At 70.0% G+C, this 13,518-nt stretch carries 14 protein-coding genes and 1 pseudogene; 10 read left to right on the plus strand and 5 right to left on the minus strand.

Annotated elements, in window-relative coordinates:
- Positions 1 to 27: 27 nt before the first annotated feature.
- The 3 genes from AB0I12_RS03760 to AB0I12_RS03770 are packed head-to-tail and all read right to left on the minus strand — an operon-like array spanning position 28 to position 4,363.
- Positions 28 to 1,428, minus strand: a complete 1,401-nt coding sequence (locus AB0I12_RS03760; RefSeq protein WP_359924070.1) for a DUF4832 domain-containing protein — start codon at positions 1,426 to 1,428, stop codon at positions 28 to 30.
- Positions 1,429 to 1,436: 8 nt separating this feature from the next.
- On the minus strand, positions 1,437 to 3,170 hold the full coding sequence (locus tag AB0I12_RS03765) for a DUF4832 domain-containing protein (RefSeq protein WP_359924073.1): 1,734 nt from the start codon (positions 3,168 to 3,170) through the stop codon (positions 1,437 to 1,439).
- 59 nt (positions 3,171 to 3,229) lie between these two features.
- Positions 3,230 to 4,363 carry an ROK family protein gene (locus AB0I12_RS03770; protein ID WP_359924076.1) on the minus strand — a complete coding sequence of 378 codons (1,134 nt, stop codon included), beginning with the start codon at positions 4,361 to 4,363 and terminating at the stop codon, positions 3,230 to 3,232.
- A 177-nt stretch (positions 4,364 to 4,540) separates the two neighbouring features.
- Between AB0I12_RS03770 and AB0I12_RS03775 the strand changes: the two genes are divergently transcribed.
- Positions 4,541 to 5,521 carry a Gfo/Idh/MocA family oxidoreductase gene (locus AB0I12_RS03775; protein WP_359924079.1) on the plus strand — a complete coding sequence of 327 codons (981 nt, stop codon included), beginning with the start codon at positions 4,541 to 4,543 and terminating at the stop codon, positions 5,519 to 5,521.
- 12 nt (positions 5,522 to 5,533) lie between these two features.
- On the plus strand, positions 5,534 to 6,526 hold the full coding sequence (locus AB0I12_RS03780; protein WP_359924082.1) for a Gfo/Idh/MocA family oxidoreductase: 993 nt from the start codon (positions 5,534 to 5,536) through the stop codon (positions 6,524 to 6,526).
- Positions 6,527 to 6,574: 48 nt separating this feature from the next.
- On the opposite strand, the gene AB0I12_RS03785 is transcribed toward AB0I12_RS03780, so the two are convergent.
- A complete protein-coding gene (locus AB0I12_RS03785) occupies positions 6,575 to 7,489 on the minus strand; it encodes an SDR family oxidoreductase (RefSeq protein ID WP_359924085.1) in 915 nt (304 codons plus the stop codon).
- A gap of 87 nt (positions 7,490 to 7,576) precedes the next feature.
- Here AB0I12_RS03785 and AB0I12_RS03790 point away from each other — a divergent pair, with 87 nt between their 5' ends.
- Positions 7,577 to 8,140 carry a TetR family transcriptional regulator gene (locus tag AB0I12_RS03790; protein WP_355692058.1) on the plus strand — a complete coding sequence of 188 codons (564 nt, stop codon included), beginning with the start codon at positions 7,577 to 7,579 and terminating at the stop codon, positions 8,138 to 8,140.
- Here the strand turns inward: AB0I12_RS03790 and AB0I12_RS03795 are convergent.
- Positions 8,130 to 9,317, minus strand: coding sequence for a low temperature requirement protein A (locus AB0I12_RS03795; protein WP_359924088.1), 1,188 nt, complete (start codon positions 9,315 to 9,317; stop codon positions 8,130 to 8,132). The two genes, AB0I12_RS03790 and AB0I12_RS03795, sit on opposite strands and share 11 nt — an antisense overlap.
- Before the next feature lie 125 nt (positions 9,318 to 9,442).
- On the opposite strand from AB0I12_RS03795, the gene AB0I12_RS03800 reads away from it, so the two are divergent.
- The 7 genes and pseudogenes from AB0I12_RS03800 (at position 9,443) to AB0I12_RS03830 (ending at position 13,430) form a co-directional block, all read left to right on the plus strand.
- Entirely contained in the window at positions 9,443 to 10,189 is a 747-nt protein-coding gene (locus tag AB0I12_RS03800) for an SDR family oxidoreductase (RefSeq protein ID WP_359924091.1), read from the plus strand.
- 5 nt (positions 10,190 to 10,194) lie between these two features.
- On the plus strand, positions 10,195 to 10,410 hold the full coding sequence (locus AB0I12_RS03805) for a hypothetical protein (protein WP_359924093.1): 216 nt from the start codon (positions 10,195 to 10,197) through the stop codon (positions 10,408 to 10,410).
- Between the two features lie 67 nt (positions 10,411 to 10,477).
- A pseudogene (locus AB0I12_RS03810) lies at positions 10,478 to 10,525 on the plus strand (hypothetical protein); the annotation flags it as partial.
- Positions 10,526 to 10,589: 64 nt separating this feature from the next.
- Positions 10,590 to 11,270, plus strand: a complete 681-nt coding sequence (locus AB0I12_RS03815; RefSeq protein ID WP_359924096.1) for a sigma factor-like helix-turn-helix DNA-binding protein — start codon at positions 10,590 to 10,592, stop codon at positions 11,268 to 11,270.
- Between the two features lie 14 nt (positions 11,271 to 11,284).
- Positions 11,285 to 11,662 (plus strand): hypothetical protein, encoded by a 378-nt coding sequence (locus tag AB0I12_RS03820; RefSeq protein ID WP_359925137.1) that lies wholly within the window; start codon positions 11,285 to 11,287, stop codon positions 11,660 to 11,662.
- 44 nt (positions 11,663 to 11,706) lie between these two features.
- The gene (locus AB0I12_RS03825) at positions 11,707 to 12,768 is read left to right on the plus strand and encodes an LLM class flavin-dependent oxidoreductase (protein WP_359924099.1); all 1,062 of its coding nucleotides are present in this window, start codon (positions 11,707 to 11,709) and stop codon (positions 12,766 to 12,768) included.
- The gene (locus AB0I12_RS03830; protein WP_359924102.1) at positions 12,765 to 13,430 is read left to right on the plus strand and encodes an NAD(P)-binding domain-containing protein; all 666 of its coding nucleotides are present in this window, start codon (positions 12,765 to 12,767) and stop codon (positions 13,428 to 13,430) included. Before AB0I12_RS03825 ends, AB0I12_RS03830 begins: the two co-directional genes overlap by 4 nt.
- The last annotated feature ends 88 nt before the right edge of the window (positions 13,431 to 13,518 follow it).

Below are 13,518 nucleotides of genomic sequence, written 5' to 3' on the forward strand. Positions count from 1 at the left end.
CGAAGTGCGTGGCGGCGCGACAGCCGGCTAACCGACAGTCACACTCTGACCGAGATCGTTGTAACCGGTACTTGGCTGCCAGGTCCCGTTGTTGGCAAGGCGGATCGAGTAGTCGGGACGTGTGGACAGGCGCGGGTCCGGCAGGTTCAGCAACAGCTTGTACGTGCCGGGCACGGGCGGTGCGGCGACCTTCCAGCTGACGGAGATCGTCGTACCGGCGCCCCAGCGGCGCGGGTCGGCGGGTACGTCGACCTTGTAGGTGTGCTTCGCGCTCTGGAAGATCAGCTGGACCCGACGCGGGTTGTACGGGGCAGCCCAACCGTCGTTGCGCACCTGCAGGTCGACCTGGACCGTCCCGCGCCGGGTCGTGACCGTGCTCTCGTCGAGAGCGAACCGGTAGCCGAGCTTCTGCTTCGCGACCTCGAGGTTGTCACCCCAGCTGCCGAGCACGTCCTTGTTGTAGTCGGTGTTCAGGAACGACACGTGCAGCCGGGTCATCTCCGCGGCGGCCGAGTCCCACTCCGAGCGCGGCGGGTTCACGGCGCAGGTCTCACCGCCTTGGGGCACATAGTTGGTGTCCTGGGCAACGAAGTCCTTGTCCAGCTCGATCGGGTCGCTGAGATAGGTGCCGAAATCGTCCGGGCTGGCCAGGAAGCAGTCGTTGTGGTGCCCGATCCGGGCCACCGGCGAACCGTCGTACGCCTGCTCGGCGGTCAGCCCGCCCGCGGTCCCGGTCGGTACGCCGTACATCCGTTGCTTCATGTACGGCGTGCGCACCTGGATCATCCGGTCCTTCGGGAGCGCCTTCAGCAGCGCGTCAGTGACCGCCTTGCGATCGGCCCAGTTCTGGTCCGAGACCTGGCTCGGGTCCTGCGGGTCGCTGAAATGGTCGGTGTAGTAGCCCTCGCCCCACAGGCCGACGAAGCCGGACTGCACGAGTTCGATCACGTCGGCGTTGTCGCGCAGGACCGGCGTGAGTTGCTGGATGTGCTTGAGTACGCGGGCGACCGGCGCGTCGCCGTACGGCGTGGGCGGCGGCCAGCCCGCGCCCGGCAGCGCGTACGCGAACCGCACGATCACCTTGACGCCGGCCGCGCGGGCGGTGCGGAAGTCGGCACGGACCAGGTCGAGGTACTGCTTGTCGATCGCGTCCTGGCTCGCGAACTTCTCCAGGTAGAACACGCGCAGGATCTGCGTGATGTTCTCCTGGGTCCGGAAGGTGCGCAGGGTGGTGAGGTCGAGCGGCGCGTACCCGCTGCCGTCGGCTCGGTAATGCGTCTCGGTGTGGTGGTAGAAGCCGCGTTCGGGGTTGGCGATCACCTCGTCGCTGGTGGAGTAGGTGCGCGTCGTGGACGGTGCCGCGAGCGCCTGCTGGGCAGGCAGCAGCAGTCCGATCGCGCACATGGCGGCAGCGAGCCTTCGTCTCATGTCGTCTCCTAGCTGATGCTGACGGTGTGCAGGAGCGAGTTCATCCCGGTCGCCGCGTCCCAGGTGCTCTGGTTCGCGAGGCGGATCGAGTACTCGGGGCGAGTGAACAGAAGCGGATCCGGCAGGTTGAGCAGCAGGGCGTACGAACCTGCGGGAAGACTGGCGGGCACGGTGAGGGTCTGCGACACCGTGGTCGACGTCCCCGCGGTCCAGCGGCGCGGGTCCGACGTCATCGGGAGCTGGTAGGCGCTGCCGGTGGAGGTGTTCCGCAGGACCAGCTCGAGGTTGCGCGGGTTGAACGGCGTCGCGTAGCCGTCGTTGTGGACGGTGAAGGACACCGGCAGGCTGCCGCCGGGTGCGGCGGTCGACGGGTAGGTGCCGGACTCGAGACGGAAGCGGTACCCGAGGTTCTTGCTGACGGTCGCCAGGCAGCCGCCGGAGTTCCACGAGCTCAGGACGTTGGGCTCGTAGTCGGTGTTGAGGAACGACCAGTGGAACTGCGCGAGCTCGCTGGTCGCCGTGGGGCACTGCGAGCGCGGCGCGTTCACGCCGCAGGTCTCGCCGCCCATCGCGACGTACGTCGTGTCGGACTGCAGGTACGGGTACTCGACGGACGGGTTCTCGTACGTGCCGAAGTCGTCGGCGCTGGCGAGGAAGCAGTCGTTGTGGTGACCCACGCGGGACAGCGTCGAGCCGGTGTACGCGTCGCCGGGCTGGACCGGGGTGGTCGAGTACAGGGTGCGCTTGAACTTGGGGGTCCGCAGCTGGATCATCCGGGTCGACGGCACGACGCTGAGCAGCTTGTCGGTGACCGCCTTGCGGTTCGCCCAGTCCGTCGCCGACACGACACCGGCGTTGCCGAAGTTCTGCGTGTAGTACCACTCGCCCCAGGCGCCGATCAGCCCGGCCTGGACGACGGCGATCACGTCCTTGCCGGCCGAAAGGTACGGCGCCAACTGGTCGAGATGCGCCAGGACGCGGTCCTTCGTCGCGTCGTCGCCTGTGGTGGACGTGGTGTACGCGAGACGCAGCACCATCTTGAGGCCGGCCGCGCGGACGGTGTCGAGCTGCTGCTGCAGCTGGTCGAGGGCCGCCTGGGCGATCGGGCCGTTCTTGTACTCGGCCAGGTAGAAGACGCACATCACCAGCGAGATGCCCTGACCGGTGCGGTAGCCCTGCAGGGTGGACTGGGAGAAGTCCGCTGTGTCGCAGTCGCCGGTGTGGTGGTAGAAGCCGCGCTCGGGGTTGGCGAAGTTCTCGGTCGACGGCGTGTAGGTCACTCCGCCGCTGCCGCCGGTGTAGACCTGCGTGTACTTCGCGGACGTCTCTAGCGGGGCCTCCGCCTGGAAGATCAGGTCGGCGTCGTTCGGCGTGGCGGTCTCACCCAGGTCAGCGCGTCCGACCATCCACTGCGCGACTCCGCCGGTGTTGCCGAAGGTGACAGAGCGGACGAGCGTCCAGCTCCAGCCGGTGCCGGTGTGCTGGTAGAGGCTGCCGTTCTCGAGCAGGTAGTCGGCGCCGGTGCCGCCCTGGGCGAATCCGGTCGACGGGTTGCGGTCGGTGTCGACGTACACCCGGAGGAACTGCGGGGCGCCGGTGTAGGAGAAGCGGTACGTGACCGTGGTCGCGGTGTTGGTCGCGGTCGCGCCGCTGATGGTGGCCTGGGCGGGGGAGGCGAGGACCGCGGCGAGCAGGGCACCCGCGGTGGCGACGACGGTGAGCAGACGGAACGGACGCATCATGATGCTTCCTCTCGCTGGGCGTGGCGATGGGGATAATCATGGAGTCCAGGAAAATTATGTCAAGGCCTGAGCCCGGTCGTGATGGTCGACTCGACCTCGTCGAGTGCCAGCCGGACGGCGCCCAGTGCGACGCCCTCGTCGGCGAACGCGGACACCCGGATCTCCGGCGTCCGCAGGCACCACCGGTCCAGCTCGCGCCGCAACGGCGCCACCATCACGTCCGCCGACCGCGAGAACCCGCCCCCGATCACGACCAGCTGCGGGTCCAGCGTCAGCACCAGGGCGGAGGCCCCCACCGCCAGATCCCGCACGTACGCGTCGACGGCCGCCAGGGCCGCCGCGTCGCCCGCGCGAGCGGCCACGAACACCCGCTCGAACCCGCCGCTCGTTTCGGTTGCGGGACTGTTCTCCAGCCAGTCGTGCAGGTGGTGCGGGGCTTGTTGCCAGCCGGCGGCGGGGAGGGCGCCGATCTCGCCGGACCAGTTGGCGAAGCCGCGGTGGAGCTTGCCGTCGATGATCAGTCCGGCGCCGGTGCGCAGGCCGGCCAGCAGGAAGACCACGTCCTTCGCGAACCGGGCGACGCCGCGCCAGGTCTCGGCGAGTGCGGCGAGCTTGCAGTCGTTCTCCACGCGGACCGGGCCGGGGACCAGGCGCCGGACCTGCGCGGCCAGGTCGACCCCGCTCCACTCCGGCAACGAGTCCGAGAGCATCACTTTCCCGGTCCCGTCGACCAGGCCGGTGGTCGCCACCCCGGTCGCCCAGATCTGCCCGTCGCCGGCGCCCGCCAGCGCCTTCGTCACGCACCGGTCCAGCGCCGCGAGCCGCTGCCGTCGCCCGGCCTCCGCGGCGATCTCGATCCGGCTCTGGCTGATCACCTCGCCGTCGAGGTCGGTGACCAGGGCGAGCGCCTTGTGGCCGCCGATGTCGATCCCGAGCAACCGCCCGGCGCCCGCGTTGAACCGGTACCGCCGCGCGGGCCGCCCGACCGAGCCGGACGCCGGTGCCACCTCGGTCAGCCAGCCGCGGCCGAGCAGGTCCCGGGCCACGTCCTCGGTCGAAGCGCGCGACAGGCCTGTTCGCTTCGACAACTCGGTGAGCGTCAGGGGCTGGTCGCCGCGCAGTTCCCGCAGCACGGCGGCGGCGTTGAGTTGGCGCAGCCGCGAGAGGTCACCGCCGACCGGTTCCTCGCTCATCAGCCACCTCAGTTCTCCGGGAGTCCTGGATAACTATAAGCATCCCGATTGCGCGCGGGTCTCACCGTGTGAACGGGCGCGCCGGGGGTCTGTTGCGCACCGATGACAACGTTGTACCGTGATCTGCCGACGCTCGATCCGAAACGTTTCCGAAGGTTTCCACTGAGGAGGACCCGCGTGTCCAATCCGCTGAAGATCGCGACGCTCAGCTTCTGGCACGTCCATGCCGGCGACTACTCCAGGCAGGCCCAGGCGCACCCGGGGACGGAGCTGGTGGCCGTCTGGGACGACGACGCCGAGCGCGGCCGGGCCGGGGCCGACCAGTTCGGTGTGGAGTTCACCGGCGATCTCGACGCGCTGCTGGCGCGCGAGGACCTGGACGGCGTGGTGATCACGACGCCGACCGACGTGCACCGCGACATCATGGTCAAGGCCGCTCAGGCCGGTAAGCACATCTACACCGAGAAGGTGCTCGCGCCGACGGTCGCCGAGGCCGAGGAGATCGTCGCCGCCACCGACGCCGCCGGCGTGAAGCTGACGGTCTCGCTGCCGCGGCTCGCGCACGGCTACACGACCGCGATCCGGGAGGTGCTCGACCAGGGGACACTCGGCCGGGTGACCTACGGCCGGGTCCGGCTCTCGCACGACGGCGCGATCGGGCGGGACGGCAAGGAGGGCTGGCTGCCGCAGCGGTTCTTCGAGCCGAAGGCCGCGATCGGCGGCGCGCTCACCGACCTCGGCTGCCACCCGGTGTACCTGACCCAGCTGTTCCTCGGCGCGACGCCGGAGACCGTGAGCGCGACGTACCGCTCGGTGGCCGGTCGCGGGCTGGAGGACAACGCGGTCGTCGTGGCCGGGTACGGCGACCAGACGATCGGGGTGATCGAGGCCGGTTTCGCCAGCAACAACCCGTTCACGATCGAGCTGTTCGGGACCGAGGGCACACTCACCTACACCGACCGCGGGAACGTTCTCCTGGTGAACGGCGAGCAGGTCGAGGTGCCTGAGCACTCGCCGGATCCGTTCGCGCAGTGGGTCGACCACATCGTCAACGACACCCGTGCCGACGAGAACATCGAGCGCGCCGTCGAGCTGACCCGCCTGGTGGTGGCGGCGAACGCGGCGGCCGAGTCCAACCGAGTGATCTCCTACAGCTGAAAGGACGACGGCATGATCAAGGTCGGGCTGATCGGCGCCGGGGGCATCGCTTCGGCGCACATCAAGGGGTACCGGGCGCACGCGGACCGGATCGCGGTCACCGCGGTCGCGGACGCGGTCGAGGAGACGGCGAAGAAGCGTGGCGAGGAGCTGGACGCCGCGGCGTACACGGACTATCGCGAGATGCTCGCCGGCGAGGATCTGGACGCGGTCGACATCTGCCTGCCGCACCATCTGCACCGGGATGCGATCGTCGCGGCGGCCGAGGCGGGCAAGCACATCCTGTGCGAGAAGCCGCTGTGCCTGTCCGCCGAGGAGGCGGCCGACGTCCGCAAGGCGGTGACCGAGAACGGCGTGACGCTGATGTGTGCGCACAACCAGTTGTTCATGCCGGCCGTCGCGAAGGCCCGGGAGCTGCTGCAGGCCGGGACGATCGGCACGGTGTACGAGGTCCGCACGACGGACAGCTTCTACAACGACTTCGACCCGACGTCGATGGGCTGGCGGGCGAGCAGCAAGACGAGCGGTGGTGGCGAGCTCATTGACACCGGGTACCACCCCACCTATCTGATGCTGCACCTCGCCGGCGGGCTGCCGGTCGAGGTGACCGCGATGCTCTCCACGCACCGGTTGAAGTTCATGGAGGGCGAGGACTCCGCCCAGGTCCTGATCCGGTTCGACAACGGCGTCGTCGGCCAGTTGGTGACCAGCTGGGCGTACCAGCCGGCCGCCGGCACCGAGCGGTTCTCGGCCGTCGGCGAGCTCGGCTCGCTGACCAGTGACGGTACGTCGCTGTCCTACAGCCTCCGGTCGGGTGAGACCGAGACCTTCGAGTTCGAGCCGGTCGACACGTTCGTCGCCGAGATCGGCCACTTCGCCGACTCGCTGCTCGGCAAGCAGCGCCCGCTGCACACCGAGGAGGAGGGTATCGCCGTCCTCGGCATCCTGCTCGCGGCGTACGAAGGCTCGAAGTCCAAGACCGTCGCGCCGGTCCTCAAGGTGTAACCAGCCACACCTCGCCGGGACCTTGGACAGGTCGTGACTTGGCCAAGGTCACCGGGAGGTGTCCTGGAAGTAGAACGGCTTGGCGAGGTCGTCGAGCAGGGTCGGCTGGGCCGGGTGCCAGTCGAGGAGCTCGCCAGTCAGGGTCGCCGTGGACGGGTTGTCCATGGCGGCGAAGCCGGCGAGGAAGCCGAGGTACTGCGGTGCCTGCTCGGCGGTGATCGAGCGGGCCGGGACGTGGAGGCCGCGACCGATCGCCTCGGCGATGGTGCGGAAGGCGATGCCCTCGTCGTGGACGGCGTGCAGGCGGGAACCGGCGGGCGCCGACTCGAGTGCCAGGCGGTAGAGCCTCGCGGCGTCGAGGGTGTGGACGGCCGGCCAGCGGTTCGCGCCGTCGCCGACGTACGCCGCGAAGCCGTTGCGCCGGGCGAACTGGATCAGCGCCGGGACGAAGCCGTTGTGGTCGAGTTCGCTGTGCACCTGGGGAAGCCGGACGATCGACGAGCGGATGCCCCGATCGGCCAGTGCGACGACGAGGTTCTCCGCGTCGATGCGGTATCCGCCGGCGGGGGAGAAGTCGGCCTCGGTCCCCGGACGGCCCTGGACGAACCTGGTGAGCATGCCGGTGCCCGACGTGCTGACGAGCGGCTTGTTCGTGCCGTCCAGTGCGTCGGCCAGTGCGCGCAGCGCCGCGAGGTCGGCTTCGGCGGCGCCGGCCAGATCGCCGGCGACCATCAGGTCGTGGCGGAACGCGAGGTGTACGACGCCGTCGGCTGCCGCCGCTGCCGCGCGCAGCCGGTCGAGGTCGGCCAGGTCGCCGCGGACGACCTCGGCGCCCCGGTCGGTGAGCCGTTTCGCCGACTCGTCGGAGCGGGCCAGGCCGAGGACCTGGTGACCGTTGTGCAGGAGTTCCGGGACCACCGCCGAGCCGAGGTGGCCGGAGGCGCCGGTGATGAAGACGCGCATAGAAGGTTCCTTCCGGTGATGTCACTGACTGACATCAGTGATGCTACACCCTGATGTCACTCGATGACATCGGCTAGGATCGACGTCATGGGACGGTGGGAACCGGATGCGGCCGGGCGGCTGCGCGAGGCGGCGATGGCGCTGTACGCCGAGCGCGGGTACGACGGCACGACCGTCGCCGAGATCGCCGACCGGGCCGGGGTCACCGCGCGCACCTTCTTCCGGCACTTCGCGGACAAGCGCGAGGTGCTGTTCGCCGGATCCGAGCTGCTCGGGCAGGACATGGCCGCGGCGCTCGCCGCGGCGCCCGCGGACGCATCCCCGATGGAGGCCGTGACGGCCGCCGTCCTGGCCTCGGCCGAGTTCTTCGACGACCTCCGCCGGGACTACTCGCGCCGCCGGGCCGCCGTGATCGCGTCGACGCCGGAGCTGCGCGAACGTGAGCTGATCAAGATGGCGTCGATGACGACGTCGCTCACCGACGGCTTGCTCGCGCGCGGCGTCGACCCGGACGTGGCCGCGCTGGCAGCCGAGACCGGGGTCGCCGTGTTCCGGGTGTCGTTCGAGCGCTGGATCGCCGCGCCGGACGACGTACCGATCGCCGATGTCATCCGGTCGACGCTGAAGACGCTGTCCGCGCTCACCGCCTAGCGTCCCACGAGGCGACGGCAACGACGCCGACGCAGGTCAAGGCCATCAGCGCGAGGTCGGCGACCGGTCCGATCGCCGGTGTCGCGAGCGGCAGCACGAGCAGTACGGCGATGCCCGCCACCGCCGTACCGAGGTGGACCCGGGAGACGTCGGCGATGGCTCGGTGCACGCCCCACAGCAAGGCGATGAAGGAAGCGGCCGGTACGGCGACCGCGTAGCTCGCGCCCGTGGGGGACAGGTGCAGCTCATGACCGGTCTGCTCGACCGCGACCTCGAGGCCGGCGCCGAGCGCGGCCAGCGAGGCGAACAGGCCGTAGTGGCCGTAGCCCCAGCGGTACGAGCGATTCCGTCGGTCCTCCAGCCGCGGACCGGCCGGATGCAGGAAGTACAGCCACCACAAGGCGAACAGGATCACCAGGCCGCAGCCCGCGACCGCGATCAGCTCGGCGTTCACGTCGGTCTCGGCGACGGCCCGGCGTACGGCGTTGGACGAGGCCAGCACCGCCTCGCCGAGCAGGATGATCGTGAAGAGCCCGTACCGCTCCGCGATGTGGTGCGGATGCCAGTGCGTCGCCCGCGGGCGCTCGGCCCACAGCGGTACGGACAGCTCCAGGATCGCCAGGGCGACGAAGGCGGCGAGCAGTACCCCGTCGGAGGCGCCGGTGTTCGCGAGGTACAGCCGGCCGAACCAGCCGATCTGCAGTGCCCCGATCCCGATCGCGTAGCGGAACGCCGTCCGCCGCGACGCCGGGTCCTCGAGGCCCGCGCGCAGCCAGAGCGAGACGAGCCCGAGCCGCATCACCAGGTAGCCCGAGGTGATCATCAGGTAGTCGCCGTGGTCCGCCGCGGCCGGGACGCCGGCGGCGAGCAGCAGCACGCCGGCCATCTGCACCATGGTCAGGATCCGGTAGGTGACGTCGTCGGTGTCGTACGACGACGCGAACCAGGTGAAGTTCATCCACGCCCACCAGATCGCGAAGAACACCTGCAGGAACGGCAGCACACCGTCGCCGGCGTGGCCCTCGGCGATGGTGTGGGCGAACTGCTCGGTGACCGCGGCGACCGCGACCACGAAGGTCAGGTCGAAGAGCAGCTCGAGCTGGCTGGCGACCCGGTGCGGCTCGTCGATCGGCCGCGCCGTCATCCGCACCCGGATCCGGACCGTGGCGTTGGGCAACTGCCTCTCCTCTCGGCTGACGTCACAGACAAGACAGGGCAGCAGTCCCGGATGTGACTGTCACAAGCTCCGGGGGTGCCCTGTCTTACCTGATGACAGCTCAAGACAATCGAAAGGGATCTGCGATGAAGATCGTCGTGATCGGCGGCACCGGCCTGATCGGCACGAAGCTGGTGGCGAAGCTCACCGAGCACGGCCACGAGGCGGTCCCGGCCGCACCGAGCACCGGGGTCAACACGATCACCGGCGAGGGCCTGGCCGATGTGCTGAAGGGCGCCGACGTGGTCGTGGACGTCGCCAACTCGCCGTCGTTCGAGGCCGGGCCGGTGATGGAGTTCTTCCAGACGTCCACCTCGAACGTGCTGCAGGCCGAGGACGCCGCCGGCGTCCGGCACCACGTCGGCATCTCGATCGTCGGCACCGAGCGGCTGCCGGACAACGCCTACTTCGCCGCGAAGATCGCCCAGGAGGAGCTGATCAAGGCCTCCGGGATCCCGTACTCGCTGGTGCACGCGACCCAGTTCTTCGAGTTCGTCGGGCCGACCGCGGACGAAGCCACCTGGGACGACGGCAAGGTGCACATCGCGCCGGTCGCCTGGCAGCCGATCGCCGCCGAGGACGTCGCGAAGATCCTCGGACGGACCGCGGTCGGCGAGCCGCTGAACACGCGGATCGACATCGCCGGGCCGGACGAGGTGCGGATGGACGAGTTCATCCGCAAGGCGCTGGCCGAGCGCGGTGACACCCGCGAGGTCGTCTCCGACGTGCACGCGCGGTACTTCGGCTCCGAGCTCACCGAGCGCAGCCTGGTCCCGCTCGGCGAGGCCACGCTGGGCGAGCTGCACTACGCGGACTGGTACGCGGCGCAATGACCGGCGTGCCGGAGTCCGAGTTCCTGCGCGAGCTCGACGTCGAGGTGGAGGCGGACATCCGGCTGAACGCGGCCGGGACGCCGCCCGAGGACGAGTCACCCGAGGAGTGGCTGATGGATCCCTTCGAGGTGCAGGCCGAGGCGGCCGACCTGAACAGCCTGCACAGCGCGATCGAGGCGCTGGAAGGCGAGCCCGGGCCGTATCATCCAGCGGATGACTGAGGATCTGGACGACGCGGTCGCGGTCTTCCACCAGGTGCGGCCGCGCCTGATGGGGATCGCGTACCGCATGCTGGGCAGCCACGCCGAGGCCGAGGACCTGGTCCAGGAGGTGTGGCTGCGCTGGCAGGCCGCGGACCGCAGCGCGGTCCAGAGCCCGGTCGCGTATCTGTCGACGGCGGGTGACCCGGCTCGCGATCAACGCGAGCCAGTCCGCGCGGGCGCGCCGGGAGACGTACGTCGGGCCGTGGCTGCCCGAACCGGTCGACACCAGCGCCGACCCGTACCTCGGCGCCGAGCACGGGGAGGCGCTGAGCTTCGCGGTCCTCCTCGTGCTCGAACGGCTGTCGCCGACCGAGCGCGCGGCGTACATCCTCCGGGAGGCGTTCGACTACCCGTACGACGAGTTGGCCGCGATGCTGCAGACGTCCGAGGCCGCGGTCCGGCAGCTCGTCAGTCGCGCCCGCAAGCGGATCCGGGCCGAACGCCGGACCGAGGTCAGCGGAGACCAGCAGAAGACGTTGCTGACGGCCTTCATCAGTGCGGCCCGCGAGGGCGATGTCGTCGCGTTGCAGGAGTTGCTGGCGAAGGACGCGATCAGCTACTCCGACGGCAACGGCGCGCGGCAGGTGTCGAAGTTCCCGGTCGTCGGCCGGGAGCGGGTCGCGAAGTTCCACCGGGCGTTCGCGTCGCACTTCTGGGCGGGCGTCGAGGTGGAGTTCGGTACGGCCAACGGCGGTCCGGCCGCGTTCCTGTCGCGGGACGGCAGGATGTTCGCGGTCTGCGCGGTGACCACGTCGGCCGACGGGATCGTCGAGGTGCTGTGGCAGCTGAACAGCGCCAAGCTGACCGCGGTCGCGTGAGCGGGGAGGTGCCAGTGTTCAGACGGCGTGATCATGCCGTCGTCCACCGGTTCGCCGCGGCCTGCCGAGTCGGGAGCAGCGCCGCGATCCGCAGCCTGCTCGCGGCCGAGGTGGTGGCGGTCAGCGACGGCGGCGGCCGGGTGCCGGCCGCGCTGGAGCCGGTCCGCGGGCCCGCGCAGGTCGTGCGCTGCCTGACCGCCCTGCTGCGGCCGGACCTGGCCTTGACGGTCGAGGCGGTGAACGGCCAGCCGGGCGTCGTGCTGCGGGACACGGGGCGGCCCGCCGGGCCGGTGGTCGCCGTGCTCAGCCTGCGGGTGACCGGCGCGAAGGTGACCGACGTCTGGATCGTGCTGAACCCGGACAAACTCCGGCACTGGCGCACCGGGGAATGAACCCCGGCCGGTCTGGTGTTGACATGTCAACCTAGACTTGGTGCGTGAGTGGACAGGAGCGTGCGGAGATGGCCGAACTGGCCTTCGGACTCGATACTTTCGGTGACATCCCGGTGGACGACAGCGGTGCGCCGGTGACGGCCGCCGCGGCGATCCGGCAGGTGGTGGACGAGGCGGTGCTGGCCGACCAGATCGGCGTGGACGCGATCGCGCTCGGTGAGCACCACCGCCCGGAGTTCTCGATCTCGACGCCGGAGACGGTGCTGGCCGGGATCGCCACCCAGACCTCGAACATCCGGCTCGGGTCGGGTGTGACGGTGCTGAGCTCGGACGACCCGGTGCGCGTCTTCCAGCGGTTCTCGACCGTCGACGCGCTGTCGAACGGGCGCGCCGAGGTGATCCTCGGGCGCGGCTCGTTCACCGAGTCGTTCCCGCTGTTCGGCTACGACCTGGCCGACTACGACAAGCTCTTCGAGGAGAAGCTGCAGTTGTTCGTGCGGTTGCTCGACGAGAAGCCGGTGACCTGGGAAGGCACCGTGCGGGCGGCGCTGGACAACATCGAGGTCTACCCGAAGACCGAGTCCGGCCGGCTGACGACGTGGGTCGGGGTCGGCGGGTCGCCGCAGTCCGTGGTGCGTACGGCGTACTATGGGTTGCCGCTGATGCTCGCGATCATCGGCGGGTCGCCGGACCGGTTCGCGCCGTACATCGACCTGTACAAGCGGGCCGCCCAGCAGTTCGGGACCGTCGCGCATCCGGTCGGCATGCACTCGCCGGGGTTCGTCGCGGAGACCGACGAGCAGGCCAAGGAGATCTACTACGCGCCGTACAAGGTGATGCGGGACAGGATCGGCGCGTTGCGCGGCTGGCCGCCGCTGAAGCGTGCGGAGTTCGAGTCCGAGGTGCTGCACGGATCGATGTACGTCGGTTCGCCGGAGACCGTCGCGCGCCGGATCGCGGGCGCGGTCAAGGCGCTCGGCGTCGAGCGGTTCGACCTCATCTACTCGGGCGGTCCGCTGCCGTCGAGTGCGCGGCTGAAGGCCGTCGAGCTGTACGGCACGAAGGTGATCCCGCTGGTGCGCGAGATCCTGGCGGAGTCCGAATGACGACGATCGGGATCCTGGGCGCGGGCAAGGTCGGGACCGTGCTCGCACGGCTGGCCATCGCGGCCGGGTATCGCGTGCTGGTCGCCGGCTCGGGTGACGTCGAGAGGATTGCGTTGATCGTCGAGGTCGTCACGCCCGGCGCCGTCGCCACCACCGCCGCCGAGGCCGCGGCCGAGGCGGACGTGGTGATCCTGGCGCTGCCGCTGGGCAAGCACCAGACGATCCCGGTCGAAGCGCTCCGCGGCAAGCTGGTCGTCGACGCGATGAACTACTGGTGGGAGGTCGACGGCATCCGCGACGACCTCACCGACCCGCGGACGTCGTCGTCGGAGATCGTCCAGCGGTTCCTGCCGGAGTCCCGCGTGGTGAAGGCGTTCAACCACATGGGCTACCACGACCTCGACGAAGGCGCCCACGCAGCGCACCGCAAGGCGATCGCCGTCGCGGGGGAGCAGGCCGACGCCGAGGAGGTCGCGAGGATCGTCGACGCGCTCGGCTTCGACCCGGTGCTCGCCGGACCGCTTGCCGAGGGCAAGCGTCTGGAGCCCGGCACGGAACTCTTCGGCGCCAACGTCGATGCGGAGGAACTCCGCGCCATGCTCGCCCGCTACCCCGAAACCGTCCGGGGCCAGGAAGTGGCCCGGGCCCGCGCGGCCGCCTAGCAAGGATCACCCGCAGGAGGGAGTTCGCGCGGCGGACGAACTCCTACGGTGGAGGCATGCGGAGGATACCGGCGTACGGCGTTGCAGT

Source organism: Kribbella sp. NPDC050459 (genome assembly GCF_040655315.1).
Classification (GTDB): domain Bacteria; phylum Actinomycetota; class Actinomycetes; order Propionibacteriales; family Kribbellaceae; genus Kribbella.